This window comes from Stappia sp. P2PMeth1 (assembly GCF_900185735.1).
In the GTDB taxonomy this organism is placed as follows: Bacteria; Pseudomonadota; Alphaproteobacteria; order Rhizobiales; family Stappiaceae; genus Stappia.
The window spans coordinates 170,023-195,386 of sequence record NZ_FYAW01000009.1 but is presented as its reverse complement, the minus strand read 5'-3'; the positions used below and the strand labels follow the sequence as shown (position 1 = coordinate 195,386).

General features: G+C 68.4%; 21 protein-coding genes and 2 pseudogenes. 12 read left to right on the top strand and 11 right to left on the bottom strand.

Annotated elements, in window-relative coordinates; translation table 11 throughout:
* Positions 1–7: 7 nt before the first annotated feature.
* From P2PM1_RS03875 to P2PM1_RS03830, 10 genes are all read right to left on the bottom strand, one after another.
* Positions 8–709: an ABC transporter ATP-binding protein gene (locus P2PM1_RS03875; protein ID WP_186388292.1), complete on the bottom strand. Its 702-nt coding sequence runs from the start codon at positions 707–709 to the stop codon at positions 8–10.
* A complete protein-coding gene (locus P2PM1_RS03870) occupies positions 702–1,475 on the bottom strand; it encodes an ABC transporter ATP-binding protein (RefSeq protein ID WP_186388293.1) in 774 nt (257 codons plus the stop codon). The genes P2PM1_RS03875 and P2PM1_RS03870 overlap by 8 nt, the downstream gene beginning before the upstream one ends.
* Positions 1,472–3,334 carry an ABC transporter permease gene (locus P2PM1_RS03865; RefSeq protein WP_186388294.1) on the bottom strand — a complete coding sequence of 621 codons (1,863 nt, stop codon included), beginning with the start codon at positions 3,332–3,334 and terminating at the stop codon, positions 1,472–1,474. Before P2PM1_RS03865 ends, P2PM1_RS03870 begins: the two co-directional genes overlap by 4 nt.
* An 87-nt stretch (positions 3,335–3,421) precedes the next feature.
* Positions 3,422–4,624, bottom strand: coding sequence for an ABC transporter substrate-binding protein (locus P2PM1_RS03860; protein ID WP_186398185.1), 1,203 nt, complete (start codon positions 4,622–4,624; stop codon positions 3,422–3,424).
* A 126-nt stretch (positions 4,625–4,750) separates the two neighbouring features.
* Positions 4,751–5,818 (bottom strand): aromatic ring-hydroxylating dioxygenase subunit alpha, encoded by a 1,068-nt coding sequence (locus P2PM1_RS03855; RefSeq protein WP_186396617.1) that lies wholly within the window; start codon positions 5,816–5,818, stop codon positions 4,751–4,753.
* Positions 5,819–5,842: 24 nt separating this feature from the next.
* Positions 5,843–6,427 carry an amino acid synthesis family protein gene (locus P2PM1_RS03850; RefSeq protein ID WP_186398184.1) on the bottom strand — a complete coding sequence of 195 codons (585 nt, stop codon included), beginning with the start codon at positions 6,425–6,427 and terminating at the stop codon, positions 5,843–5,845.
* Positions 6,424–7,008, bottom strand: coding sequence for an amino acid synthesis family protein (locus tag P2PM1_RS03845; protein ID WP_186398183.1), 585 nt, complete (start codon positions 7,006–7,008; stop codon positions 6,424–6,426). The genes P2PM1_RS03850 and P2PM1_RS03845 overlap by 4 nt, the downstream gene beginning before the upstream one ends.
* Positions 7,001–7,882 carry a UPF0280 family protein gene (locus tag P2PM1_RS03840; protein WP_186398371.1) on the bottom strand — a complete coding sequence of 294 codons (882 nt, stop codon included), beginning with the start codon at positions 7,880–7,882 and terminating at the stop codon, positions 7,001–7,003. The genes P2PM1_RS03845 and P2PM1_RS03840 overlap by 8 nt, the downstream gene beginning before the upstream one ends.
* Positions 7,883–7,896: 14 nt before the next feature.
* A complete protein-coding gene (locus P2PM1_RS03835; protein ID WP_244301415.1) occupies positions 7,897–9,354 on the bottom strand; it encodes a 6-hydroxynicotinate reductase in 1,458 nt (485 codons plus the stop codon).
* 189 nt (positions 9,355–9,543) lie between these two features.
* Positions 9,544–10,377 carry a ferredoxin--NADP reductase gene (locus tag P2PM1_RS03830; RefSeq protein WP_186398181.1) on the bottom strand — a complete coding sequence of 278 codons (834 nt, stop codon included), beginning with the start codon at positions 10,375–10,377 and terminating at the stop codon, positions 9,544–9,546.
* Between P2PM1_RS03830 and P2PM1_RS25675 the strand changes: the two genes are divergently transcribed.
* The 9 genes from P2PM1_RS25675 to P2PM1_RS25360 all read left to right on the top strand — a co-directional run bounded on the left by P2PM1_RS25675 (position 10,376) and on the right by P2PM1_RS25360 (position 23,362).
* The gene (locus P2PM1_RS25675; protein ID WP_256376448.1) at positions 10,376–10,504 is read left to right on the top strand and encodes a hypothetical protein; all 129 of its coding nucleotides are present in this window, start codon (positions 10,376–10,378) and stop codon (positions 10,502–10,504) included. The two genes, P2PM1_RS03830 and P2PM1_RS25675, sit on opposite strands and share 2 nt — an antisense overlap.
* Positions 10,505–10,564: 60 nt before the next feature.
* Positions 10,565–11,470 carry a xanthine dehydrogenase family protein subunit M gene (locus P2PM1_RS03825; protein ID WP_186398180.1) on the top strand — a complete coding sequence of 302 codons (906 nt, stop codon included), beginning with the start codon at positions 10,565–10,567 and terminating at the stop codon, positions 11,468–11,470.
* Positions 11,467–14,202, top strand: a complete 2,736-nt coding sequence (locus P2PM1_RS03820; RefSeq protein ID WP_244301396.1) for a molybdopterin cofactor-binding domain-containing protein — start codon at positions 11,467–11,469, stop codon at positions 14,200–14,202. Before P2PM1_RS03825 ends, P2PM1_RS03820 begins: the two co-directional genes overlap by 4 nt.
* A 64-nt stretch (positions 14,203–14,266) precedes the next feature.
* Positions 14,267–16,378: a hydantoinase/oxoprolinase family protein gene (locus P2PM1_RS03815; RefSeq protein ID WP_186398369.1), complete on the top strand. Its 2,112-nt coding sequence runs from the start codon at positions 14,267–14,269 to the stop codon at positions 16,376–16,378.
* Positions 16,375–18,069: a hydantoinase B/oxoprolinase family protein gene (locus tag P2PM1_RS03810; RefSeq protein WP_186398179.1), complete on the top strand. Its 1,695-nt coding sequence runs from the start codon at positions 16,375–16,377 to the stop codon at positions 18,067–18,069. The genes P2PM1_RS03815 and P2PM1_RS03810 overlap by 4 nt, the downstream gene beginning before the upstream one ends.
* A gap of 206 nt (positions 18,070–18,275) precedes the next feature.
* Entirely contained in the window at positions 18,276–19,250 is a 975-nt protein-coding gene (locus P2PM1_RS03805; RefSeq protein ID WP_186388303.1) for an AraC family transcriptional regulator, read from the top strand.
* Positions 19,251–19,437: 187 nt separating this feature from the next.
* Complete coding sequence (locus P2PM1_RS03800; RefSeq protein WP_186398178.1) at positions 19,438–20,436, top strand: hypothetical protein; 999 nt, start codon at positions 19,438–19,440, stop codon at positions 20,434–20,436.
* A 140-nt stretch (positions 20,437–20,576) separates the two neighbouring features.
* A complete protein-coding gene (locus P2PM1_RS03795) occupies positions 20,577–21,251 on the top strand; it encodes a hypothetical protein (protein ID WP_186398177.1) in 675 nt (224 codons plus the stop codon).
* A 23-nt stretch (positions 21,252–21,274) separates the two neighbouring features.
* On the top strand, positions 21,275–23,362 hold the full coding sequence (locus tag P2PM1_RS25360) for a VWA domain-containing protein (protein WP_186398176.1): 2,088 nt from the start codon (positions 21,275–21,277) through the stop codon (positions 23,360–23,362).
* Here the strand turns inward: P2PM1_RS25360 and P2PM1_RS25355 are convergent.
* Positions 23,308–23,514: pseudogene (locus P2PM1_RS25355) on the bottom strand (hypothetical protein); the annotation flags it as partial. The gene P2PM1_RS25360 and the pseudogene P2PM1_RS25355 sit on opposite strands and share 55 nt — an antisense overlap.
* 66 nt (positions 23,515–23,580) lie before the next feature.
* On the opposite strand from P2PM1_RS25355, the gene P2PM1_RS25350 reads away from it, so the two are divergent.
* The 3 genes and pseudogenes from P2PM1_RS25350 (at position 23,581) to P2PM1_RS03780 (ending at position 25,363) form a co-directional block, all read left to right on the top strand.
* On the top strand, positions 23,581–23,850 hold the full coding sequence (locus P2PM1_RS25350; protein ID WP_186398391.1) for a hypothetical protein: 270 nt from the start codon (positions 23,581–23,583) through the stop codon (positions 23,848–23,850).
* 9 nt (positions 23,851–23,859) lie between these two features.
* A pseudogene (locus P2PM1_RS25785) lies at positions 23,860–24,177 on the top strand (SDR family NAD(P)-dependent oxidoreductase); the annotation flags it as partial.
* Positions 24,178–24,334: 157 nt separating this feature from the next.
* A complete protein-coding gene (locus tag P2PM1_RS03780; protein WP_244301395.1) occupies positions 24,335–25,363 on the top strand; it encodes a phosphotransferase family protein in 1,029 nt (342 codons plus the stop codon).
* Position 25,364 lies beyond the last annotated feature (1 nt).

Sequence of the window (25,364 nt, the reverse complement as noted above, 5' to 3'; positions counted from 1 at the left end):
GCGATCCTCACACGGAGAGATAGGCATCCCGTATCTCCGGCTGGGCTTCAAGTTCGGGGAAACTCCCATCGAACTTCTTCTCTCCCCCCTCGATGATGACGGCACGGTCGGCAACCATGCGGGCGAAGTGAAGGTTCTGCTCGGAAATGATGACCGTCAACCCCTCCTGCTTCAACCGTACGATGGTATGGGCCATCTGTTCCACGATCACCGGCGCGATGCCCTCCGAGGGCTCGTCGAGCAGCAGCAGCTTCGGATTGCCCATCAGCGTGCGGGCGATGGTGAGCATCTGCTGTTCGCCGCCGGACAGGGCCTTGCCGCGATTGTGGCGCCGCTCCCAAAGGTTGGGGAACAGCTCAAACAGGGTCTCCACCTTCCAGTTGGGCGCGCCCTGGCGGCGCGGCTGGCGGCCGACCTCCAGGTTCTCCAGGATGGTGAGATCCGAGAAGATCCTGCGCTCTTCCGGCACATAGCCGAGGCCAAGCCGCGCGACCTTGTGCGAAGGCAGACCGACCAGCGAGGTCCCGTCGAACCGGATCTCACCGGAGCGCGGCCGCACGAGCTGCATCACCGACTTCATCGTCGTGGTCTTGCCCGCGCCGTTGCGCCCGAGCAGGGCAACGACCTGACCCCGGCCCACGGAGAACCCGAGATCGCTCAGGATATGCGCCTTGCCGTAGTAGCTGTTGACATCGTGCAGCTCAAGCATCGGCGCCCTCCGTCGCGAACAGCGTGCCGCCGCCGAGATAGACCTCCTGCACGCGCGCATTCGCGCGCACCTCCGCCGCCGACCCCTCGGCGATCAGCTCGCCCCGGTTTAGCACCATGATGTGGTGGGAATGGGCGAAGACGACGTCCATGTCATGCTCCGTGAACAGCACGCTGACGCCGCGCTCGCGCACGATATCGGCCGTGAGCTGCATCAACCTGATCCTTTCGCGGGGAGCCATGCCCGCCGTCGGCTCGTCCATCAGCAGCAGGCGCGGCCCGTGGGCGAGCGCAATCGCCAGTTCCAGGCGCTTGAGGTCGCCATAGGCCAGAATGGCGCAGGCGCGGTCCGCCTGATCCGCCATGCCCACGGTCTCCAGCAGCGCCATCGCCTCCTCGCGATAGAGCCTGTGGGCGCGCGGCAGCATCGCGAACAGCCGGCGGTGATGGGAGATCAGCGCCATCTGCACGTTCTCGGCCACGGTCATGCTCTGGTAGGTGCCGGTGATCTGGAACGTGCGGCCGACCCCCAGGCGCCAGATCTCGCGGGGTGGCCGCCCGGTGATGTCGCGACCATCGAACAGAACCCGGCCGGAGGTCGGCTTGAGCTGGCCCATCAGCATGTTGAAGCAGGTGGACTTGCCGGCGCCGTTGGGACCGATCAGGGCCTTCAGTTCGCCCGGCGCGACCTCGAAGCTGACGCCATTGACGGCCTTGATGCCTCCGAAATGCTTGGCAAGGTTCTCCACCTTCAGAACGGCGGTCATCGCGAGGCCTCCTCTTGCCGGCCGAGGCCGATGCGGTCGGCAACCTTGCGCAGCGTGCCGACGATGCCGTCCGGTGCGATGATGACGACGCAGATGATCAGGAGCCCCATGATCAGCCGCCAGTATTCGAGACGGATGAGCCAGTCCTTGACCCCTTCGAGGAAGGTGGCGCCGACCACGCCCCCCGAAAGCGTCTTCACGCCGCCGAGGAAGACGACGATGAGGGCGTCGAAACTCTTGGAGATCTGCATCTCGTTCGGAAAGACGGAGCCCTTCGAGAACACGAACAGCGCACCCGCGACGCCGGCGATGGCGCCGGCCAGCGCGAAGCCGATCCATTGCACCCGGCGCACGTCGATGCCGGTCGCCTCCGCCTGGCGGGCGCTGTCCCGCGTCGCCCGCAAGGCATAGCCGAACGGCGAGTGGACCACATGGCGCAGGAACAGGATGCCCGCCGTCACGAACACCAGGGTGAAGTAGTAGTAGGACGTCGTGCCGGAAAGCCAGGCGGACGGCCAGATGTTGACAAGGCCGTCGTCACCGCCCGTGACCTCGTTCCACTGGAAAACCAGAGACCAGCCGAGCTGACTGAAGGCGAGGGTGAGCATGGCGAAATAGACGCCGCTGAGGCGGATGCAGAACCAGCCGACGACCAGCGCGATCAGGCCGGCGGAGATCGGCGCCAGCAGGAAGGCGACCTCCATCGGCGTATCGGCATAAGTGATGAGCAGCGCCGCGACATAGGCGCCCGCCCCGTAGAACACCGCATGGCCGAAGCTGACGAGGCCGCCCGTGCTGAGGATGAACTGCAGCGAGGCGGCAAACAGGCAGAAGATCAGGATGTCGATGACGAGGACCTGGGAGAAGCTCGAGCCGAACACCGGCAGCAGCGCCAGGGCCAGCAGCAGCAGACCCGTCAGGGCGCGGCCCAGCGTGCCGAAGGGCCGCACCGGGCGATCCGGCTCTCCGACCTGACCGTGCTCGCCCGCCTTCTCCTCGCGCCCGAACAGGCCATAGGGCCGGATCAGCAGCACGATGGCCATCACCACATACATCAGCACCAGCGTGCTCTGCGGCAGATAAGCGACGCCGAACACGTTGAGCACCGAGATCAGCACGGAAGCGAGGAAGGCGCCGGTGACCGAGCCCATGCCGCCGATCACCACGACGACGAACACCGCCGAGATGATGTTGAGATCCATCAGCAGGTCGGCGCCGCCCTTGGGCAGTTGGATCGCGCCGCCCAGACCGGCCAGCGCCGAGCCGAGGAAGAACACGCCGGTGAACAGCCACGCCTGATTGACGCCGAGCGCGCCGACCATCTCGCGGTCCTGTGTCGCCGCCCGCACCAGGATGCCGATCCGCGTCCTGGTGATCAGCCACCACAACGCGAACAGGATGAAGGGGGTGATGGCGATCAGCGCCAGATCGTATTGCGGCACCGGCTCGCCGAGGATGCGCACGACCGAGGTCAGGCCGGGGGCCCGCGGACCGAGCCTGTCCTCCGCCCCCCAGACCATCAGCGCGAGATCCTGGATGACGAGGATCACGCCAAAGGTGGCGACAAGCTGAAACAGCTCCGGCGCCCGGTAGACGGGCCGCAGAACACAGATCTCGATGACCACGCCGATCAGGCCGACGATCAGGCCCGACAGCAGGATCGAGCCCCAGAAACCGAAATGCCCCGGCAACGCGGCCATGAGCGTGACGCCGACATAGGCGCCGAGCATGTAGAGCGATCCATGCGCAAAATTGACGATGCGCGTCACGCCGAAGATCAGCGACAGACCGGAAGCGACCAGGAAGAGCGCTGCCGCATTCGCAAGTCCTGTGAGGATCTGTGCCACAAAGAGACCCATGGCGTTCTTTCTACCGACGATAAGGAGGGGGCGTTGCCCGCCGCAACGGGAGCGGCGGGCCGGTCTCGGGTGCGATCGTGGCGAGGCCTACTTGGCCGGACGCATCGCCCGGATCTCGTCTTCGCTCGGCATGTAGGGGGTCGGATCCTTGAACGACCAGTCGACCATCACGCCCTGGCCATCCTGCACGGCGGTGACGCCGAGATAGGCGCCCATCGTCGACTGGTGGTCGAGCGCGCGATAGGTAACCTCGCCCATCGGCGTGTCGAGGGTGAGATCCTTGAACGCCTCCAGCAGCGCCGGCGTCTCCGTCGAACCGGCTTTCTCGATCAGGGCAGCGATGGACTGCACCGTCATGTAGCCGACGATGCTGCCGATCTTCGGCGTTTCGCCGGGGAAGGCAGCCATATAGCTGTCGACGAAGACCTTTTCCGGGCCGCTGGTGAAGCCGTACCAGGGATAGCCGGTCACGATCCAGCCTTCCGGCGCCTCAGCACCGAGCGGCTCCAGATATTCCGGCTCGCCGGTCAGCAGGCCGTAGACCGTGCGTCCCTCGAACAGGCCACGCGTCGTGCCCTCGCGGACGAACTTCTGCAGATCGGTCCCGAAGGTGACGTTGTAGATGGCATCGGGCTTGGAGGCCTCCAGCGCCTGCACCTCGGCGCCGGCATCGATCTTGAACAGGGCGGGCCACTGTTCGGTGACGAACTCGACCTCGGGCTTCAGGCGCGTCAGGCTCTCCTTGAAAGCGGCGACGGCCGCCGTTCCGTAGGCATAGTTCGGGGCGATGGTCGCATAGCGGATCGCGTCCGTCTTCGCAGCCTGCTCGGCCAGTATCGCGGCCTGCACATAGGTCGAGGTGCGAAGGCGGAAGGTGTAGGGATTGCCCGACTTCCAGACGAGATCGTCCGCCAGCGGCTCGGAGGCGAGATAGATGTAGCCCTTCTCGCCGGCATAGGAGGAGATCGCGAGGCCGACATTCGACAGGATCGTGCCGGTCAGCATCACCACGCCGTCGCGCGTCATCAGTTCCTCGGCGATCTTCACCGCGTCGCCGGGCTTGCCGTCATCATCGCGGAAGATGAATTCGAGCGGCCTGCCGAGAACGCCACCGGCGTCGTTGACCTCCTTGAGCGCCAGCTCGATGCCTTTCTTGTAGGGTTCGGCAAAGGCCGCCATCCGCTTGTAGTGGTTGATCTCGCCGATCTTGATCGCATCGGCGGCAAGCGCCGCCGTGCTCGCCGAGAGAAGTGCGACGGCTGCCGCCGTCCATGTTTTCAAGCTCTTCATCTGTCCCTCACTCTGGTTGGTGCGCGACGGTCTTCGACCGTTCGTCTTTCTGGCCTTGTGGTTGTCTTTGTCTGGCTCTTCCGGGGGGCCGGGCGCGCGGACGCGCCAGGCGGGGTGCCGCCGCCGTCAGTCGTGGTAGACGTAAGCGGGGGTCGGGTGCGAGGCGATGTCCTGCGTGCGCTCCTTCTCGATCAGCTCGGAAATGCGCTTGCGGTAGACCATCGGCCCCTTGTCTATCGCGATCCGGATCGGGCGCCGCTTCCGCGGCCGGTCCTCCTCGGCCTGGATCGCCTCCAGGATCTGCTTGTCTTCCTGGAAGGCTTTCCGCAGCAGGGCGTCCATCGTCGCGGCCGCGTCCTCGTCGTCCAGCGCGGTGTTGCGCAGGTGCATCCAGCGGTCGATCGTGTAGTTGGCGCTGACGGGTGTGATGAAATGCAGCGCGAAGACGCGCACGCCCTTGTCACGCTCATCCTCGCCGATACAGGCGCGCGTCGGCGCGCTGCCGAAGTCGATCACCGCCGTGCTCGGCGTATGCAGATGGTAGTAGTGCCAGCGGTCGACATTCTCCGTGAACCCGCCGAAGACCTTGAAGAAGCCGACCGGCTCGCTGTCGCGGATCCAGCGCCAGGCAACGATCGCCTTGCCTTCGGTCGAAACGTGAACCGGCACGTTCTCGGACGCAGAGTTGCCGAGCGTCGTCGGGTGCACGAAGCTGACATGGGCGGGGTCGACCAGGTTTTCCGCCACGTTCAGGTAATTGGCCTTCAGGTGCAGCGCATCGCCCTGATGTGCCGCCCAGGCCGGATCGGAGAATTCCGGCATGTCGAAGACCTCGTCGGGATCGGCTTTTTCCGGGTCTCCCATCCAGATCCAGACAATGTCATGGCGCTCGACGATCGGGTAGCTGACCACATAGGCCGAGGCCGGCAGGTTCGACTGGCCGGGAATGCGCACGCAGGCGCCCGAGGCATCGAAGGTCATGCCGTGATAGCCGCACTGCACCGTGTCGCCGATCCGCTTGCCGAGCGACAGCGGCAGCAGGCGGTGCGGACAGCGATCCTCCAGCGCCGCCACCGTCCCGTCCGACTTGCGGAAGAGAACGATGTGCTCGTCAAGGATCGTGAAGCGTCGAAGCTGCCCGTCGATTTCCGACGACCAGGCGGCGACGTACCAGGCGTTCCGCACGAATTCCATGGCTGTTTTCCCCTCTGACACACGCTATCTCAAGCCGTCGTCGCCCCTGATCTCCTGGTGGGTGAGCCCGCCGACACGGGCACCGGGCCGTCCGCCCGTCGAAAGTGCAATGGCAACCAGCGCCTCGTCCGCCCGCGGGCCATCGGCAAGACGAACCTCCATGGCGTCGAAATGGGAGCGCACATAGGCCGCGTCCTTGTGGCCGAGCGGCACGTCGATCGACTGGCCCGGCCCGCCCATCTTCTTCGCCGAGGGAACGAGCGCCTTGCCGCCGCCGAGCACCGCGCGCATCGGCGCGCCGAGGCGCGGATGCAGCAGGGCGGCGGCGTGTTCCAGCTCGCCGTTCTCGCCGATCATCGCCGCCTTGCCGAAGCTCTGGATCGCCGGAGCCTCGACGGCGAGCGCGGCAAGCGCACGGCGCGTCAGCAACTCGCCGATCTCCTCGGACAGGCCGACCAGCGCGGCGAGATCCGCGTGAAACCGTCCGGCGCAGGGGTTGCCGATGACCGCCACCGCGGCGGCCCGACGGGCCGGCGGCGTCACCGCCTGGCCCATCTCGAGCCAGGTGTCCTCCACGCGGGTGACGATCTTGCGGATCGCAAGGCTCATCTCAGCCCGTCCTTGCCGACGACCTCGGACGCTTTCAGACCGCCCGCGCGGTTGTGGATGCGCGGCCCCGTGGTCATGACCAGCACGAGCAGCATCTCGTCGGCACGTGGGGAATCGTTGAGGCCGACCTCCATCGCGTCGAAATGCGAGCGCACATAGGAGGCGTTGGTATGGGTGATCGGCACGTCGAGCCGTGTGCCCGGCCCGCCGATCTTCTTGGTCGACGGCACGATCGCCATGGAGGCGGGCAGCACCTCGCGCATGGAATAACCCCCCGGCGCGTGCCAGAGGGCGCCATGTTCCAACTCGCCGGCCGCGCCGATGATGGCGCCCTTGCCATAACCCTCGACCACGGACGGATCGCCGCCGAGCGCGTCGATGAGGTCCCTCGCCATTTTCAGGCCGAGCGGCTTGAGGTCGTCCATGAAGGAGGTGATCTCCTCGACATAGCGGCCCGCGAACGGGTTCTGGATGACGCTCAGTGCGGCGGCGCGCTTCAGCGGCGCGGATGCGACCGGGCCACCTTCATGATGGATTTCCTCGACGATGATGGCGCTCTTGCGCAGGATCGGCTCAGGCACAGGCTTTGGTCCTCCAGGAATCGAACGAAAGGGGCGCCCCGGCGGCGGAACCGCCGGACACGGTCAGCCGCTCGCCGGCCAGCGCGAGGAAGGCGCCCCGGATCAGCCCCGACCGCATATGGGCGCGGGCGACCGCTTCGCCGCGCGCAAGAGCCCGGCCGATCTCCGGCGGCGACAGCGGCGCCACCCCGACGGTGACCGGGCGCAGGCCGAGGTCGCTGTCGGGAGCAAGGTCGCGGGCCGGCGCGCGGGTCACCCGGGGCGAACCGGGAAGATCGACCGCGTTGGCGATCAGGGTCGCGGCGGCATCGGCGCGGGCCGCCGTTTCGGCCAGAACGGTCACCGCGTCGGCGATGCCGAGCGAGTGAGAGCGTCCGCGCCAGCCGCTGGTGGCGATGCCGCCGATCCCCTCGCCCGGCGCCAGCGTGACCACGCCACCCGCCGTCCGCGTCACCGGATCCTCGCAGATGCCGACACGGAAGGTTCCTCGCGCAAGGTGAAGTGCAATGTCGCCGCCATTGTTGACATAGGCGCGGTCCAGATCGCGCCCGGCGACCAGGGCGGCAAGCACATGGTCGGCGACGCTGCCGGCGACAGCGGCCATCGGCGTGACGAAGACCGGGGCGAACGGGGCGACGGCGGCGGCCATGCGACGGGCGACCGATCCTTCGGGGGGAGGCCCGGCGGGCGCGCGCAGCCGCGGCAGTTCGGCGACGAGATCGTCGAGAATCGGGCCGAAGGCCGCACAGGCCTGTCGGTAGGCCTGCGCCACCTCGCCGGCCTCGCCGCTTGCCTCGATCACCAGATCGATCGGCCCGTGCTGAAGGTGCAGCCGGCGGCCATCGGCCAGAAGCCTCGCGCTCGCGCCGGACATGCGAGCCGCGGCACTCATGCCGAATGTCTCCGCCAGGGAAAGTTGTCGGGACCTGTCGGCCAGGGATTGCCGGAAGAGGGCTGCACCCCGCGCCGGCCCTTGAGGATATGGTCGTTCTGCCGGCCGGTCTTGCCTTCAAGGGCCTCCGACAGGGGCATCACATAGTCCATGTGGCCGCCGAGCGCCCGGTAGTCCTCGGCGCGCATGGTGAATTCGATCGGCGCGACCAGCGCCGGTGTCGGCACATAGCCGAAGGCGTTCCGCGGCAGGCGCGTGACGTCGGCCATGAAGGTGATGCCGCCGCCCGGCCAGACATAGACCGGCGCGCCGCCGCAGCTCACATAGGTGAGCGCGCCCTGTACGGACCGGGTCAGGCCGACCGGGTGCTCGGTGACACCGGAGCGCAGCGACCCCCCGGCGCCGGCCATGAACAACACGGAGGTCAGTGCCGGCTCGCAATTGTCGGCGATCCGGCGAACCGAGGGCGCCAGCCGCGCGGGCATGTCCTTGCCGACGGGCAAGAGCGCTTCGTCGAGCTCGAAATAGGCGGCATGCTCGCCGGTCGTCGACACCATCAGGAGGGACAGGCCCGGCCACGCCACCTTTGGGTCGAACGCGCCCAGGATCGCCAGCGGATCGGTGAGATCGGTGCCGCCCCAGCCGGTGCCCGGGTCGGCGACCTGAAAATAGCGGCCCGGCGTCGAGCGGCGGCCATTGATGCGGATGCCGGTCGGCGCCCAGCCGATGACCTTGCCCGCCTGATGCTCGGAAATCACGCCGGTGATGTGGTCGTCGACGACGACCACCTCGTCGACCAGCCCCTTCCACTGCGCGGCGAACATGCCGACCGTGGCGGAGCCGCAGCCGACGCGCATGCGCTCCTCGGTCTGGCCGTTGATGACGGGGGGCCGGCCGGCCTGCACCGTGAGCGCCGCGCCGCCGTCGATGGCAAGCTCGACCGCCTCGCCGTTGCACAGCGCCAGCATGGTGGAACAGGTGACACGGCCTTCCTTCTTGGACCCGCCGGTCAGGTGATGGACGCCGCCGAGGGACAGCATCTGGCTGCCGTATTCGGAGGTGGTGACATGGCCGATCACCTCGCCATCGGCGCGAACGGGCGAACACTCGTCGCCCAGATGCCGGTCGGTGTCGATCTTCAGCTTGACCCCGCAATAGCTGAAGATGCCCTCCGTGACGACGGTGACCATGTCGACGCCATCGACCGTCGAGGCGACGATGAAGGGGGCCGGCTTGTAGTCGGGATAAGTGGTTCCCGCGCCGATCGCGGTGACGAAGCCGCCCTCGGAGGGGAGGATGTCGCCATCCCATTCCTTGTCGAGGAAGGGAACGATCTCGCCGCCGCTTTCGGCGCGCTGCCGCAGGATCGTGAGCGGATCGAGACGGACGAGCTGGCCGCCGTCATTGGCGTATCGATCGCATGCGCCGGAGCGGCCATCGGCGATGTAGCACATCACCGGGCAGGCATCGCACCTGATCTTCGCAGGCTTTCCATCGGCTGCAGTCAACGTCGTGACTCCTGCTGGCACCCATGCTCGCTTCGTTAGTATGCAAACATGTATGGGATTTTGGTGTCAATCGGCTTTGCGCGCCTTCCGCGCTGATTTATCGAGCAGCTCTGCCGCGTGTCGCGGCAGATCGGGTCAGTCGACGAAGGCGCGCTCGACCACGAACTGAGCTGGCTTGTTGTTCGCCCCCTCCTCCAGCCCATGGCCAAGGCACAGTTCCTTGGTGTCCTTGAGCATGGCCATGGAGCCGCAGATCATGGCGCGATCCTCGGCCGGTCCCATGCGCGGCACGCCGAGATCGTCAAAGAGCTTTCCCGAGGCGATCAGATCGGTGACCCGGCCCTGACGGGGAAAGGGTTCACGGGTGACGGTCGTGTAGTGGTGGAGACGCCCCTCGACCAGTTCGCCGATCAGCGGATCGGACCGCAGCGCCGCGACGAGATCCTCACCGTATTTCAGCTCCGAGGCGGTCCGACAGCCATGGACGAGATGGACGGTCTCGAACTTGTCATAGGTTTCCGGGTCGCGGACGAGGCTGGCGAAGGGGGCGATACCCGTGCCGGTGGAGAACATCCACAGCCGCTTGCCGGGCAGCAGCGCGTCGTTGACCAGCGTGCCGGTCGCCTTCTTGCGCATCAGCACCGTGTCGCCGGGACGGATCTTCTGCAGATGCTGGGTCAGCGGTCCGTCCGGCACCTTGATCGAATAGAATTCCAGTTCCTCGTCCCAGGCCGGGCTCGCCACGGAATAGGCGCGGAACACGGGCTTCTCGGCATTCGGCAGGCCGATCATCACGAATTCGCCCGAGCGGAACCGGAACTCCGGCGGACGGGCGATGCGGAAGCGGAACAGCGTGTCCGTGTAGTGCTGCACCTCGCGCACGGCAAGGGCGTGGCAACCGGCCGGCACGGCAAAGGAAGAAGGCTCTCCCGCCAGGATCGGGCGGTCGTTCGCGAGTGTCTCCGTCATGATCTGGGCGCTCCTTGCGGCGGGGATGACGACATTTATCGTTCGTATGCAAACGAAAAATGTCGGCTGGCGCAACGAAAAAATGCATGATCAAACTTTGGTCAGAATGGCGCATCCGAGTGCTTGACAGGAATTTTGACTGAGCGCTAAAGTTGTTAGTATGCAAACGAAATGAACTGAGGCAGCGATGCAGGTTCGCACCCCGGATTCTCACAGGCCGGATTCCGACAGGCCGGACTATCACAGGCCGGACACGGTGGGCGACGCGCTGGCCCTGCTTGCCGGGGGCGAGGCGCGCGTGCTGGCGGGCGGGACGGATTTCTTTCCCGCGCTCGGAGGACGCCGGCCCCGGGGCCGTGTCGTCGACCTCGGCCGCATCGCCGCGCTGCGGGGCATTGCGCGGCAACGGGACGGCTGGCGCATCGGCGCCATGACCACCTGGTCGGAGATCGCCCGGGCGGACTTGCCGCCGCTGTTCGACGGGCTACGGCTGGCGGCCCGAGAGGTCGGCTCGATCCAAATTCAGAACGCGGGAACCATCGCCGGAAATCTTTGCAACGCCTCACCCGCCGCGGACGGCGTCCCGCCGCTGCTGACGCTGGACGCCCGTGTCGAACTCGCCGGCCCGAACGGCCCTCGCGAGCTGCCGCTCGGCGACTTCATCCTGGGGGTCCGCAAGACGGCGCTCGCCCCCGGCGAGATTGTCACCGCGATCCTAGTGCCCGACTGGAGCCCGGCCCATAGCCCGGTTCGGACCCATTTCCTGAAACTCGGTGCCCGCCGCTATCTGGTCATATCCATCGCCATGGTCGCCGCCGCCGTGGCGCTCGACGGCACGGGACGGATCGGCGAGGCACGGGTCGCCGTCGGAGCCTGCTCTGCGGTGGCGCGCCGCCTGGCCGGCGTGGAGGCCGCCCTTCGCGGCGCTGAGGCCTCCGGGACGGCGGTCCGCGCGGCGGTGGCGGAGGCCGCGCTCGCCGAGCTTTCGCCGATCGACGACGTCCGCGCCAGCGCCGACTATCGCCGCGACGCGGCGCGCGAGCTGGTTGTCCGTACCGTGATGGCGGCCATCGACCAGGGAGCACAGAGATGATGCCGATGCAGACCGGGGACGCCACCGGGGTCTCCCTCGTGCTCAACGGGCAGCCCGCCCGCATTGACGCCGATCCGGTCGAGCGCCTGTCGCTTGCCCTTCGGGAACGGGCCGGGGCGCGTGACGTCAAGGTCGGCTGCGATGCCGGCGACTGCGGCGCCTGCACCGTGCTGGTCGACGGCAGGCCGGTCTGCGCCTGCACGACGGCACTCGGCCAGGTGGAAGGGGCCCATGTCGAGACGCTTGCCGGCCTCGTCACATCCGATCCGCAGGCCGAGGCGCTCGCCCACGCCTTCCAGCGCCACCAGGCCGCCCAGTGCGGCATCTGTACCCCCGGCATGATGGTGTCGGCGCTCGCCCTGCTGCGCGCGCAGGCCGAGCCCTCCGAGGAGGCGGTGCGCGACGCGCTTGGCGGTGTCCTGTGCCGCTGTACCGGCTATCGCAAGATCATCGACGCGGTGCTCGACGCCCGCGGCACCGGCATGCCCGCCCCCGGCGGCGTGGGCACCGCCATGGCCCGCGTCGACGGCTGGCCGAAAGTCACCGGCGCCGAGCTTTTCGCCGACGACGTGGCGCCCGCCGACGCGCTCGTCCTGCGTCTCGTCAGAAGTCCCCATCACCGCGCCCGCTTCACCCTTGGCGACACCCGTGCCTGGGGCGCCGAACGCGGGCTGGCCCTGGTGCTGTCGGCCGCCGACGTGCCCGGCGAGAACCGTTTCGGCGTGATACCGGGCTTCGAGGACCAGCCCATGTTCGCGCAAGGCGAGATCCGCTTCCGGGGCGAGGCGGTCGCGGCGGTCGTCGGCCCCGCCGATCTCGTCAATGCGCTCGACCTTTCCGACTTCCCCGTCGCCTACGAGGACCTGCCGGCCGCCCTGGTGCCGTCCGACGCCGGCACCATCGCGGACCTGCACGAGGGGCGCGAGGGCAATGTCATGTGCCGGGGTTTCGTCCGGCGCGGGGAACCGGAGGCCGCGCTGGAGCGCGCGGCGGTGGTGGCCGAGGGCCGGTTCTCCACTGGTTTCATCGAGCACGGCTATATCGAGCCCGAGGCCGCCGTCGCCCGGCGCGTCGGAGATCGGATCGAAATTCAGTGCTGCACCCAGGCGCCGGTGATGAACCGGGACAGTATCGCCCGGCTTCTCGGGCTGCCGAAGGAGGCGGTGCGCGTCGTGCCGACGGCGACCGGCGGCGGCTTCGGCTCCAAGCTCGATCTGACCAGCCAGCCCTATGTGGCGCTGGCCGCCTGGATGCTGAACCGCCCGGTGCGCGTCACCTATTCGCGCGTCGAGTCGATCGCGACCTCGACCAAGCGCCACCCGTCCGAGATCCGCATGCGCATCGGCGCCGATACTGAGGGGCGCATCGTCGCCGCCGAGTTCGACGGCACGTTCAACACCGGCGCCTATGCGAGCTGGGGCCCGACGGTGGCCAATCGCGTGCCGATCCACGCCTCCGGTCCCTACAGAACGCCGAACTATGTCGCCCGCAGCGCCGGCATCCACACCAACCCCGCCCCCGCCGGCGCCTTTCGCGGCTTCGGCGTGCCGCAGTCGGCGCTCGCCCAGGAGCCACTTTACGATGAACTTGCCGACCGGCTCGGCATCGACCGGCTGGACTTCCGTCGCCGCAACGCGCTCGCCAACGGCGATGCGACCGTTACCGGCCAGGTCTTCGAGCGCGGTATGGGCATCATCGACTGTTTCGACGCGCTGAAGCCGCGCTGGGAGCGGGCGCTCGCCGAAGCCCAAGCGGCCAATGCCGGGGGCGGACACATTCGCCGCGGCGTCGGCATCGCCGGCGGCTGGTACGGCTGCGGCAACACCTCGATGAGCAATCCGTCGACGATCCGCGCCGGTCTTACCGGCGAGGGGCGGGTGATGCTGCATCAGGGCGCGACCGACATCGGCCAGGGCTCGAACACGGTCATTGCCCAGATCTTCGCCACAGCGCTCGGCGTGCCGGTCGAGACGGTGACGATCGTCGGACCGGATACCGACGTGACCCCGGATGCGGGCAAGACCTCGGCCAGCCGCCAGACCTTCGTCACCGGCAATGCCGCAAGGCTGTGCGGCGAGGCACTGCGCGCCCGCCTTCTGCGTCTCGGCAACGTGTCGGACACCGCGCGAATCGTGATCTCGGACGGCGAGATCCGGCTGTGCGATGCGGACGGCCAGCGCGTCATCGCCCTTGCCGAGTTGGCTCCAGACAGCACGGCCTATGTGATCGAGGCGGTCGAGACCTACGACCCGCCGACCTCGCCGCTGGACGAAAACGGACAGGGCGTGCCCTACGCGGTCTTCGGCACGGCGGCGCAGATCGCCGAACTCGAGGTCGACATGCGGCTCGGCACCGTGCGGCTGCTCCGGATCACCGCCGCTCACGATGTCGGCAAGGCGATCAACCCGCTGCTGGTGGAAGGGCAGGTCCAGGGCGGTGTCGCCCAAGGCATCGGTCTGGCGCTGATGGAGGAATTCCTGCCCGGCCGAACGGAAAACCTGCACGACTATCTCATTCCGACCATCGGCGACGTGCCGTCGATCGAAACGCTGATCATCGAGACGGGCGACATGCACGGACCCTACGGAGCCAAGGGGCTCGGCGAGCACTGCCTGATCCCGACCGCGCCGGCGATCCTGAACGCCATTGCCGATGCCTGCGGAGCGAGGATCACCGACCTGCCGGCGACGCCCGACAAGGTGCTCGCCGCGATCCGCGCCCTACGGGCCTGAGGCGATCTGCTTCCACGTCCCCCCTTCGCCGCACGATGTCGACACCCAGGAAGCGTCCATGACCATGATCCCATCGATCGCCGACACCCCGACACCAGAAAAGACCGCCACGGCGGGACGCACGGCGCTCGTCGCCGGCATCGATGTCGGCGGCACCTTTACCGACCTCGTGCTTTTCGATTCCGCCCAAGGCAGGGTCCGCCTCGCCAAGACGCCGACCACGCTGGACAACCAAGCCTTCGGCGTGCGCAAGACGCTGGAACTGGTGGACGCGGATCTCGCCGCGATCGACCTCATCGTGCATGGCACGACGACGACGACCAATGCGGTACTGGAACGCAATCTCTGCCGCACAGGCCTCATTACCACGCAAGGATTCCGCGACGTGCTGGAACTCGGCCGGCGCACGCGGCCCCAGGCCTATGGCATGAAGGGCGAGTTTCGTCCGATCATCCCGCGCGACCTGCGCCTGGAGGTGCCTGAACGCCTGCAAGCGGACGGCAGTGTCCGGGTCGCCCTCGACGAGGCGGCACTGGAGGCGGCGATGCAGGAGTTGCTCGACAAGGGCTGCGAGGCGCTTGTTATCCACTTCCTGCATTCCTACGCCAATCCGGCGCATGAATTGCGGGCCGGCGAGATCGCCCGGAAGGTCTGGCCGAATGAGAACGTGACGCTGGGCCATGCGCTGCTGTCGGAAAGCCGCGAGTTCGAGCGCGGGGTGACGGCGGCGATCAACGCCTCGGTGCAACCGCTGCTGCGCCGCTATGTCGAGCGGCTCGCCGACGAGCTTGCCCGTGACGGCTACCGCCACGACGTTCTCGTCATGAACGGCAATGGCGGCATGGTCTCCGCCCGCCGCGTCGCCGTCGAGGCGGCGAAGACGGTGATGTCCGGCCCGGCCTCGGGCGTCATGGCGGCCGCCTATACCGGCCGGCGCGCCGGCATCCCCAACCTTCTCACCTACGACATGGGCGGCACCTCCACCGACGTGGCGCTGATCCGCGACGCGGAACCGGCCGTTTCCAACGAGATCGAGATCGAATACGCCATGCCGATTCACGTTCCCATGGTGGACGTGCGCACGGTAGGTGCCGGCGGCGGCTCGATCGCCCGCATCACCCGGGCGGGCCTGCTCCAGGTGGGACCGGACAGTGCCGGCTCGGTCCCCGGGCCCATCTGCTATGGGCGCGGCGGCACGGAGCCCACCATCTCCGACGCCAACCTGCTGCTGGGGCGGATGAACCCGGACAAGCTCAACTCCGTCCCGAATGGTATCTCGCGGGAAGATCTCATCACGATCTTCGCTGAAAAACTCGGCGCGCCGCTGGGCGTCACCCCCGAGGAGGCGGCCTCCGCCGTCCTGCGCATCGCCAACACCCGCATGGCCGAGGCCGTGCGCATGGTCTCGATCAGCCTTGGCGAGGACCCGCGCGACTACGCGCTCTTCGCCTTCGGCGGCGCCGGTCCCCTTCACGCGACGGCCATCGCCCGCGAACTCGGCGTGCCGCGCGTCCTCGTTCCCTCGCGTCCGGGCATCACCAACGCGCTCGGGTGCGTCGTCGCCGATCTGCGCCACGACTTCGTCAACACGGTCAACCGGCCGCTTGCCGCCCTCGACATCGCCCAGGTGCATGCCCTGTTCGCGCAGCAGCGCCAGGAGGGGCGCGCACTCGTGGAAAAGGAGAACGTACCGATCGAGGAATTGAAGGAGATCTTCTCCGTCGACATGCAGTTCATCGGCCAGACCCATCTGCTGCGGGTGCCGCTTCCCGGCCCGGCGCCCTCGGTCGGGGAGTTGCAGGAGTTGTTCGAGGCGGCCTATTTCCACCGTTTCCGTGTCGACCTTCCCGAGATCAAAGCGAGCCTCGTCAACGTCAACACCTCTGTGATCGGCAGACGCCCCGGCATCGACCTCGCTCTGCTGATCGATCCGGCCGGGCGCAGGGAGACGCTCGATGCGGCGCGGACCGCCACGCGCGCCGTCTGGTTCGACGGCTGGCGCGAGACACCGGTCTACTGGCGCGACCACCTGCCGCTGTCGGCGCGGATCGTCGGACCGGCCATCGTCGAACAGATGGACACCACCATCGTCATCGAGCCGGGCGACGACGCGGTCCAGGACCGGGACGGCAACATCATCATCACCCTTGGCAACACCGGCGGAGCAGGCGCATGAGCATCGATCCGATCACGCTGAGCGTCATCCAGTCGGGCCTGCAGCAGGTCTGCGACGAGATGGACCTCACCTTCTCGCGCGCTGCCTTCTCGCCGGTGATCGCCGAGGCGAACGACCGCTCCGACGGCATCTACTCCGCCGAGGACGGCTCGCTCATCGCGCAAGGAGCAGGCGGACTGCCGGTCTTTGTCGGTACCATGCAGTACTCCACCCGCACCTTGATCGAGATGATCCGCGACGGACGCGTGCCCGCCCCGGAGCCCGGCGACATCTACATCGTCAACGACCCCTATCTCGGCGGCACGCACCTGATGGACGTGCGCTTCGCCATGCCCTTCTACCGCGACGGCGAGATCTTCTGCTGGCTCTCCAACACCGGTCACTGGCCGGACACCGGCGGCGCGGTGCCGGGCGGTTTCTCGGCCTCGGCCACGTCCGTTGAGCAGGAGGGGCTGCGGCTTCCCCCGGTGCGCCTGTTCAAGAAGGGGGTGCTCGACCAGGAGATCTACTCGATCATCTGTTCCAATATCCGCGTTTCGGAACAGCGCATCGGCGACGTGAAGGCCCAGGCCGCCGCCCTGCTGGTCGGCGAGGCGCGGCTCGCGCGCATTCTCGACCGCTATGGCGACGACGTGGTGCGCGCAGCGATCGGCGAATTGCGCCGGCGCGCGGCCGCGCAGATGCGGGCCAATGTGGCGCTGATCCCGAACGGCACCTACCGCTCGCTCGCCTATGTGGACAGCGACGGCGTCGTCAACGAACCGCTGGAGATCCGGCTTGCGATCACGGCGAGGGACGGCGAGCTGACCTTCGACTTCGAGGGCTCCTCGCCGCCCTGCCGCGGGCCGATGAACTCGGTGGTGGCGACGACCCATTCGGCCGTCTACCTTGCCATGCGCCACATCTTTCCGGATGTGCCGATCTCGGCCGGCGCCTTCGAACCGCTGACCATCGTCCGTCCCGCCGGCACCTTCCTCGATGCGCATTACCCGCGCCCCGTCTCCGGCTGCGCCGCCGAAGTCAGCCAGCGCATCGCCGAGGCGGTCTTCGCCGCGCTTGTCGAGGCCCTGCCCGACCGGGTGACGGCGGCGCCGGCCGGCAGTTCCGGCAATTTCGCACTCGGCGGCGTTGATCCGGCGCGCGGCGCCAGCTTCGTGATGTACCAGATCTCGGGCGGTGGCTATGGCGGAAACGCCGACCATGACGGGCTCAGCAACGGCTGTTCCACCATCGGCATCTCCAAGGCGCCACCGGTGGAGATCATGGAACAGCAGTTCCCGGTGCTGTATCACCGCTATGCCCTGCGCGAGGGTTCGGGCGGCGCCGGGCGCCATCGCGGCGGCTTCGGGCTCGATTACGAAATCGAGCTGCTGCGCGGCCACGCGACGGCGAGCTTCGTGATGGATCATGGCCGCTTCGGGCCGCAGGGAGCACTTGGCGGGCGGGATGGCGAACCCAACTCCGTCACCGTGTGGCAGGGCGGCAGGGCGATGGTGCCCGAGCATCTTTCCAAGGCGCAGGACATTCCGCTGGAGCCGGGCGACCGGGTGCGCGTGAAAACCCCCGGCGGGGGCGGCTACGGCGATCCGCAGGACCGCGATCCCGCCCTGGTCGCCGAGGATGTGCGCCTCGGCCGCTACACGGCGGCGCAGGCGGCGGCGCTGTTCGGAAAGGCGGCCGCGGGACTTTGACCCGCCGCTTGCCGGCGATGGCGCAAATGCGATGCCCGCTCCGGGCCGGACAGCGAAACGGCGGCGGGCTGCCGCCGGGAATGATGATCGCCACGCTTGCGCCATGGCGCCCGGCGCCGCAGCAAAGTCTGCAGTGCCGGGTGCTGCCGTTTCCGGGGGAGTGCTTCATCTGGACAGGTCCGGTTCCCACACGTAAAATTTGCCGGATGAGCGTCCTCACCCTCTCCGCCAGCGATTTCGATCCGGATGTCAGGGTGGCAGCCTTCCAGGATGCCGTCGCCTCCATGTGCCGGCTTGAGATCACCCCGGACGACAGCGCCAGCTTCCGCTCGGAGACGACCATCGGCCTGCTGCCCGGCCTGATGACCGGCCAGACGATGCACTCCCGGTGCGGCGTGGTGCGGACCCAGGCGCTGGCGGCGGAAACCGGCGACAACGTCATGGTGCATGTGCCGCTGTCCGGCGGCTTTTCCATGTACCAGCAGGGCGGCAGCAACGTCGTGTGCACGCCCGGCTCGGTCTATCTCGACCCCAACGAGATGCCCGGCTCGGCCGAGTTCCACGGCGAGCGCAACGACGCCTTCTACCTGTCGATCCCGCGCGCCCTTCTCGCCTCCGCCGGCACCAGCCTCAACGGCGCCCTGCGCGAGGTGCAGCCGGTGACGCCGCAATGGCGGCTGCTGCTGCGCTACGCCCGCTCGCTGCACGAGGAACTGGCCCTGCTGCCGGCCGAAGAGATCGCCACCTGCTCCAGCCACATCCACGACCTGACGATCATGGCGATGGGCGCCTCGCGCGAGGCCGAGGAGATCGCCAGGGGGCGCGGCGTGCGCGCCGCCCGGCTCAAGGCGATCAAGGCCGACATCGAGCAGAACCTCGTCTCGTCGCAGCTCGCCAGCGAGTGGATCGCCGCGCGCCATGCCATCTCGCCGCGCTACATCCGCTCGCTGTTCGCCGGCGAGGAGACGAGCTTTCGCGACTATGTCGCCCAGCGTCGGCTGCTGCTGGCCCACCGGCGCCTGTGCGATCCGGCCGAGAGCGCGCTCGGCATCAGCGAGATCGCGCTGTCGTCGGGCTTCAGCGACCTGTCCTGGTTCAACGCCAGCTTCCGCCGCGCCTTCGGCAAGACGCCGAGGGACGTGCGCGCCGCCGCGCTCGCCGCCGCCTTCGCCGCGAAGTGAGCGCAGGGCCCGGCCGCCCGGCCCGGCACGCGGATCACGAAGGCGCGAGAGAGCCGGATCTGTGCCGCCTGGCCCGCATCCGCTACCGCCGCCCCCAAGAGCGGAACCTGCGAAGCGACTACGCTCGCCTCGCATCCCGCACGGGATGGCGCGATTCATGACCACATCTGCTGCGGGAGACCCTTGAATGTGGGATTTCAGTATTGGCCGGTCGCTCGGCCTGATGGCGAAGACCGCCCCCTTCATCGTCTTCCGGATGGTGGTCTATTTCGGCATCGCCTGCGCCTATGTGATCGTCACCGGCACCGGAGCCGGCATCGGCTGGGGTATCGGCGGCTTCGGCGACGAGGGCTTTCGTGCCAATTCCACCATGTGGGGCGGCATTGCCGGCTTCGGCCTGACGGCCGGCGTCATCTACCTGCTGCGCGAATACATTCTCTATGTGGTCAAGGCCGGCCATATCGCCGTGCTGGTGGAACTCATCGACGGCAAGCAGATGCCGGACGGCAAGAGCCAGATCGCCCATGCCCGGCAGGTGGTGACCGCCCGCTTCGCCGAGGCGAGCGTGCTCTTCGCCATCGACCAGTTGGTCAAGGGCGTGCTCGCCGCCGTGACCGGTCTGATCCAGGGCATCGCCTCATTCCTGCCCATTCCCGGCGTCCAGCAGATCATGGGGCTGGTGCGCGCCTTCCTGCGCATCGCCATCGGCCTCGTCGACGAGGTGATCCTGGCCCATGCGATCCGCACCCGCAGCGACAATCCCTGGGCCTCGGCCCGCACCGCCCTGGTGCTCTACGGTCAGAATGCCGGGCGGATGATGAAGAACGCCGCCGTGCTGACCGTCATCGTCTACGGCCTGTCGTTCCTGGTGTTCCTGGTCATGCTGGCTCCGGCCGCGGCGGTCGTCTACCTGATCCCCGGCGCCTGGTCGGCCGGCGGCATCGTCTTCGCACTGATCTTCGCCTGGGCGGTCAAGGCGGCCCTGATCGAGCCCTTCGCCATCGCCTGCATGCTGCAGGCCTTCTTCAAGGTCACCGCCGGCCAGACGCCGGATCCGGCCTGGGACGCGAAGCTGTCGCAGGTCTCCAAGAAGTTCGACGCGATCAAGCAGAAGAGCGGGTTGTGGTCTCCGGCGCCGGCGCCCGGCCAGACTGCCGGGCCGGACCCGGCGCAGCAGCAGGCGTAAGGCCCGCCGCGCCTCGGCATCGAAATCGCTTTGGTCCGGCTCAATCCGGCAGTTGCCTCGAAGGGTGGCAAAGCAGGGACGCAACTGCCGGAACCGGACCGCTGATGGGGGCACCATTCAGCACCTGAAGGACCCATGAGATGATTTTCAGACCACGCCTTGCCTGCGGCGGCCTCGCGGCCCTCGCCCTGCTTGCGACGACCGCTGCCCAGGCACAACCCGAACCGCAAGCGGACTTCGTATTCGACACGCTCGGACCGGCCGCCTGCGACATGCCGCCGCCCGGCTTCGACATCTCGCAATTCCGCACCTATGTGGAGAGCAAGCCGGACGCCCCCGTCACCAGGGGCGAGATCTCGGGCGGGCTCACCGCCGGCTTTGCGGGCGGCGGGCTCTACGGCACGGACGCAGGCGGCGGCCTCGTCGTCGGCGTCCAGGGCATGGTGTTCGACGATGCGCCGGCCTTGACCATGCTCTGCATGGTGCTGGTCCGCCTCGGCGACAGCGATGCCACATCCGGCGCCATCGTCGGCGAGGACGGGCTGGCCGGCGCGCCCGACGGCGCCTTCCTCGGCGTCTTCAAGCTGGTGCAGCGCAACGACGCGGGCGCGCCCGTCACCCTGGCCTCCGGCAGCGTCGAGAGCGGCACCATTTCCTTCGACCTGCGCGAGACACTTCTCGTCGACGGGTCGGTCACGGTCGAAGGCAGCTATCGGCAGCTCGCCTCGGGCGAGGCCCAGCCCTTTTCGGCCCGCATCACCATACCGCGCGCCGAGAACGTGTTGCGACCGGCCCTGAGGCTCGCCCGCGACTGAGCGGCCGCACGAGGAGGAAGATCATGAAACAGTCCGGCTTCACGGCGGCGCTCGCCGCCGCAACGCTCGGCGCGCTTGCCGTCACGCAGGCGGCGCACGCCCAGTCATCGTCGTCCCAATCCGGCAAGGCGGCCATCCTCATTCTCGATGCCTCCGGCTCGATGTGGGGCCAGCTCGACGGCGGCATCACCAAGATCGAGGTGGCGCGCGACGTGATGGGGCAGTTCTTCGCCACACGCGATGCGTCCATCCCGCTCGGCGTCATCGCCTATGGCCACAACCGGCGCGGCGACTGCTCCGACATCGAGATCATCGCCCGCGCGGGCAGCCAGAACCCCGGCGCCCTGTCGCAGCGGCTCAACCGCATCAACCCGCGCGGCATGACGCCGATCTCGGAAAGCCTGCGGATCGCGGCCGGAGAGATCCCGCCGACGGCGGAAGAAGCCGACATCATCCTCGTCACCGACGGGCTGGAGACCTGCAATGCCGACCCTTGCGCGGTTGCCGCGCAACTGGCCAACGAAGGCATCAAGATCCGCGCCCATGTGGTCGGCTTCGGCCTGAGCGAACAGCAGGCGAACGCGCTCGCCTGCGTGCCCGACCAGACCGGCGGGCGGCTGCTGCGCCCGCAGTCCGGCGCCGAGCTCACCGATGCGCTCAACCAGATCGCCGCGGCGGAGCCGATGCCAGAACCAGAGCCCGAACCGACTGTTCAGGAAAACTTCTTCGACATCGGGCCGAAGGCCGAGGCCGGCCATACCTACCGCATCTCCTACAAAGGAACGGCGCGGCCCGTCGACTATGCGGGCTTCACCCGGCGCGGCGAGGCAGAGCCCGATGTCAGCCCGTCCTACGGCGTGATCGGCGGCAGCGGCAACACCGGCAACAACCCGTTCACGAAACAGGCGCCGCCCGAGCCGGGCGACTACGACCTCATTCTCTTCAAGAACAATGGCGAGGGCATCATCGCCCGGCAGCCGGTCGAGGTGGTTGCCGCGTCGAACGGGTTCGACCCCATCGGCTCGGTGGAGCCGGACAAGCGGTTTCCCTTCACCTGGCGCGGGCCGGACCAGGTCGAGCAGCGCGTCGTCATCGCACGGCCGGGAGATCCTGCCGGCACTTACCAAGGCGACTGGGGCTATTCGCTCAGCAAGAACGGGCGCATGGGCCTGAAGGCTCCGGCCGAGCCGGGTCTTTACGAGCTGCGCTACCTGTCGGCCAACCAGAAGGAGATCCTGTTCTCCCGGACCTTCGGCGTCGGCGTTCCTTACGAGGATGCCGACCGCACCACCAGCACGGAGCTGGCGGAGCGCGCCTTCGCGGCGACGCAGGCCGCGCCCGGACAGGACGCGCTGCCGATGGTGCCCGCCACCTTCCGCCTACCGGACGGCTTTCCGCCGACGCCGCTGTGGTGGTCGGCCGTGCCGCTCGATCCGGACATGAGCCCGGAAGCCTGGGCGCCGCAGACGGAGATGGCGGTCGGCGAGGGCGAGTTCGAGCCGGGGCGCTACGAGGTCCGGGTCACGGGCCCCGGCGAGACCGAGTTCCGCGGCGTGGTCGAGATCGTGCCGGGACAGCCCAACGACTTCGTCATCCCGCTGGTCGGTGGCGGCGAGGCGGAGCAGAACCCGCCCGGACAGCGCGGCGATGCCGGGTCCTCGGGCGCCGGCACCCTGGCGCAGGAAAGCCAGGGCATGGCCTGCCGGGCCCCGTCCGGTTGCGCCTATCACGACCCGGTGACGGGGCTGGCTCTGATCCTGCCGCAGGGCTGGGAGATCGACGCGCCCTTCTTCTACGAGACCGCGGGCGGGGCGAAGGCCGGGCAGCCGTCCGCCTCCCTGTCGCGGAGCGTCGGCGGCGAGCTGCAGCAGATCATGCTGAACCCGCGCCAGTGGATGGCCTCCAGCGACCCCTGCACCGACACGCCGGCCGGCGAGCTGTGCCGGGCGACCAGCACCGACGGGGCCTATCTCGGTGCCTTCGAGGTGGTGCGCTCCTCGCTGCGGATCGCGACGGCCCGCGCCGCGTCGGCCCCGGCCGCGGCTGCACTGCCCAGCTCGAACAAGAGGTCGAACTCGGTCGGATTGACCGAGGTGATGCCGAGACAATAGCAAACGGCGGAGTTGGCCGAGGAGCCGCGCCCCTGGCAGAGGATTGGCGGGTCCTGGCTGCGGGCGAAGCGGACGATGTCCTGCACGGTGAGAAAATAGGAGGCGAAGCCGAGCTCGCCGATCAGCCGCAGTTCGCGCGCGATGCCGGCAAGGCTCTGGTCCGCTTCCTCGATGCGGCGGACGCGCTCTATCTCGACACGCAGGAGAGCCGCGGCCTGGTGCCGGCCGACCATCCCTCGGTGGTGGGCGCGGTGCGCGCGGCGGCGATGAGCGAGGCGCTCGGCGCCCATGGCGAGCGGGAGGAGAACCCGGACGATCTGGCGGACGCCATCCGCCGGGGGCTGGCCAACGCGCCGGCGGTGATTGACGGGGTGACCTCGCAGGACGCCATCTCCTCCGACGCGCGCAAGGGCCTCGGCTTCGTGCCAGACTATCAGGCGCTGACCGCCTGGGACGATGCCGAGCGCAAACGGCGCGGCGAAGCGTGAGGAGCGGACATGGACTTGCGGATTGACGGAAAACGGGCGCTGGTCACCGGCGCCTCGAGCGGGCTCGGCGAGCATTTCGCCAAGGTGCTGACGGAAGCCGGCGCCAGCGTGACGCTGGCGGCGCGGCGCCTCGACAAGGTGGAAGCGAATGCCGCCGCCCTGCGCGAGGCGGGACACGACGCCGAGGCGGCGGAGATGGACGTGGCCGATGCGGACAGCGTCGCGGCGCTGTTCGCCGGGCGCGCGCCCTTCGACATCCTCATCAACAATGCGGGCGTTGCCGGCGCGGGCGCAGCGCTTGCCATGACGGCGGAGGAGTTTGCCGGCGTCATCGACACCAACCTGACCGGCGCCTTCGCGGTGGCGCGCGCCGCGGCTGCCGGCATGCGCGGCTGGTGGACGGCGCCGACGAGGTGCACAAGATGGTGCTCTACCGGCACCTGGAAAAGGACGGGCGCGACGCCTGGCGCTGGGAGACCGGAGAATGAGCGGACCCGGCTTCGACGCGGCGAGGCTCGCCGCGCGGCTCGATGCCGAGCTCGGCGCTACGACGGGCGAGATAGTGCTGGAGCGGATCGGCGGCGGCCAGTCCAACCCGTCCTTCTTCCTGGACCGGGGACACGAACGCTACGTGCTGCGCAAGCAGCCCGGCGGCCCGATCCTGCGCGGGGCCCATGCCATCGACCGGGAATACCGGGTGCTGCAGGCGCTGGCACCGACCGGCGTGCCGGTGCCGCGTCCGGTGCTCTATTGCGAGGATGCCGAGGTCATCGGCACGCCGTTCTACCTGATGGAGCGGGTCGAGGGACGCGTCTTCACCGACACCTCGCTGCAGGAGCTGTCTGCCGGCGAGCGCCGCGCCATCTGGATGGCGGCGGCCGAGGCGATGGCGGCGATGCACGCCCTCGTGCCGGAAGAGGTCGGCCTTGGCGACTACGGCAAGCCGGGCAACTATTTCGAGCGGCAGATCAGCCGCTGGGACCGGCAGTATCGCCAGTCGGAGCTGGCGCCCATCCCCGCCATCGAGGCGCTGTTCGACTGGCTGAGCGCCAACCAGCCGGCGGACGACGGGCGCGTGTCGCTGTGCCACGGCGATTTCCGGCTCGGCAACCTGATGTTCCACCCAAGCGAGCCGAAGGTGGTGGCGATCCTCGACTGGGAGTTGTCGACGCTCGGCCATCCGCTCGCCGATCTCGGCTTCTGCTGCATGCCCTGGTACACCGCGCCGGAGGAATATGGCGGGCTGCTGGGCATCGACCTTGCCGCGATGCAGTTGCCGCGCGAAGACGCGTTCGTCGCCCGCTACATGCAGGCGGCGCCCGGCTCGCCCCCGCTGCTGCCCTTCCACAAGGCCTTCGCGCTCTACCGCTTCGCCGTCATCTTCGTCGGCATCGCCGAGCGGGCGCGGCTCGGCAATGCCTCCGACCCGGAGGCGGCGAAGCTTACGCCGCTCGCCGAGCGCTTCGCGCTCAGGGCACTTGAGATCGCCGAAGGGTGGCCGCACGCGCTGTGAG

Excerpts from the sequence above, each read along its gene's own strand:
- P2PM1_RS03875 (WP_186388292.1), bottom strand. The coding sequence starts at position 709 with ATGCTTGAGCTGCACGATGTCAACAGCTACTACGGCAAGGCGCATATC.
- P2PM1_RS03870 (WP_186388293.1), bottom strand. The coding sequence starts at position 1,475 with ATGACCGCCGTTCTGAAGGTGGAGAACCTTGCCAAGCATTTCGGAGGC.
- P2PM1_RS03865 (WP_186388294.1), bottom strand. The coding sequence starts at position 3,334 with ATGGGTCTCTTTGTGGCACAGATCCTCACAGGACTTGCGAATGCGGCA.
- P2PM1_RS03860 (WP_186398185.1), bottom strand. The coding sequence starts at position 4,624 with ATGAAGAGCTTGAAAACATGGACGGCGGCAGCCGTCGCACTTCTCTCG.
- P2PM1_RS03855 (WP_186396617.1), bottom strand. The coding sequence starts at position 5,818 with ATGGAATTCGTGCGGAACGCCTGGTACGTCGCCGCCTGGTCGTCGGAA.
- P2PM1_RS03850 (WP_186398184.1), bottom strand. The coding sequence starts at position 6,427 with ATGAGCCTTGCGATCCGCAAGATCGTCACCCGCGTGGAGGACACCTGG.
- P2PM1_RS03840 (WP_186398371.1), bottom strand. The coding sequence starts at position 7,882 with ATGTCCGGCGCGAGCGCGAGGCTTCTGGCCGATGGCCGCCGGCTGCAC.
- P2PM1_RS03835 (WP_244301415.1), bottom strand. The coding sequence starts at position 9,354 with ATGTGCTACATCGCCGATGGCCGCTCCGGCGCATGCGATCGATACGCC.
- P2PM1_RS25675 (WP_256376448.1), top strand. The coding sequence starts at position 10,376 with ATGATCTGGGCGCTCCTTGCGGCGGGGATGACGACATTTATCGTTCGT.
- P2PM1_RS03830 (WP_186398181.1), bottom strand. The coding sequence starts at position 10,377 with ATGACGGAGACACTCGCGAACGACCGCCCGATCCTGGCGGGAGAGCCT.
- P2PM1_RS03825 (WP_186398180.1), top strand. The coding sequence starts at position 10,565 with ATGCAGGTTCGCACCCCGGATTCTCACAGGCCGGATTCCGACAGGCCG.
- P2PM1_RS03820 (WP_244301396.1), top strand. The coding sequence starts at position 11,467 with ATGATGCCGATGCAGACCGGGGACGCCACCGGGGTCTCCCTCGTGCTC.
- P2PM1_RS03815 (WP_186398369.1), top strand. The coding sequence starts at position 14,267 with ATGATCCCATCGATCGCCGACACCCCGACACCAGAAAAGACCGCCACG.
- P2PM1_RS03810 (WP_186398179.1), top strand. The coding sequence starts at position 16,375 with ATGAGCATCGATCCGATCACGCTGAGCGTCATCCAGTCGGGCCTGCAG.
- P2PM1_RS03805 (WP_186388303.1), top strand. The coding sequence starts at position 18,276 with ATGAGCGTCCTCACCCTCTCCGCCAGCGATTTCGATCCGGATGTCAGG.
- P2PM1_RS03800 (WP_186398178.1), top strand. The coding sequence starts at position 19,438 with ATGTGGGATTTCAGTATTGGCCGGTCGCTCGGCCTGATGGCGAAGACC.
- P2PM1_RS03795 (WP_186398177.1), top strand. The coding sequence starts at position 20,577 with ATGATTTTCAGACCACGCCTTGCCTGCGGCGGCCTCGCGGCCCTCGCC.
- P2PM1_RS25360 (WP_186398176.1), top strand. The coding sequence starts at position 21,275 with ATGAAACAGTCCGGCTTCACGGCGGCGCTCGCCGCCGCAACGCTCGGC.
- P2PM1_RS03780 (WP_244301395.1), top strand. The coding sequence starts at position 24,335 with ATGAGCGGACCCGGCTTCGACGCGGCGAGGCTCGCCGCGCGGCTCGAT.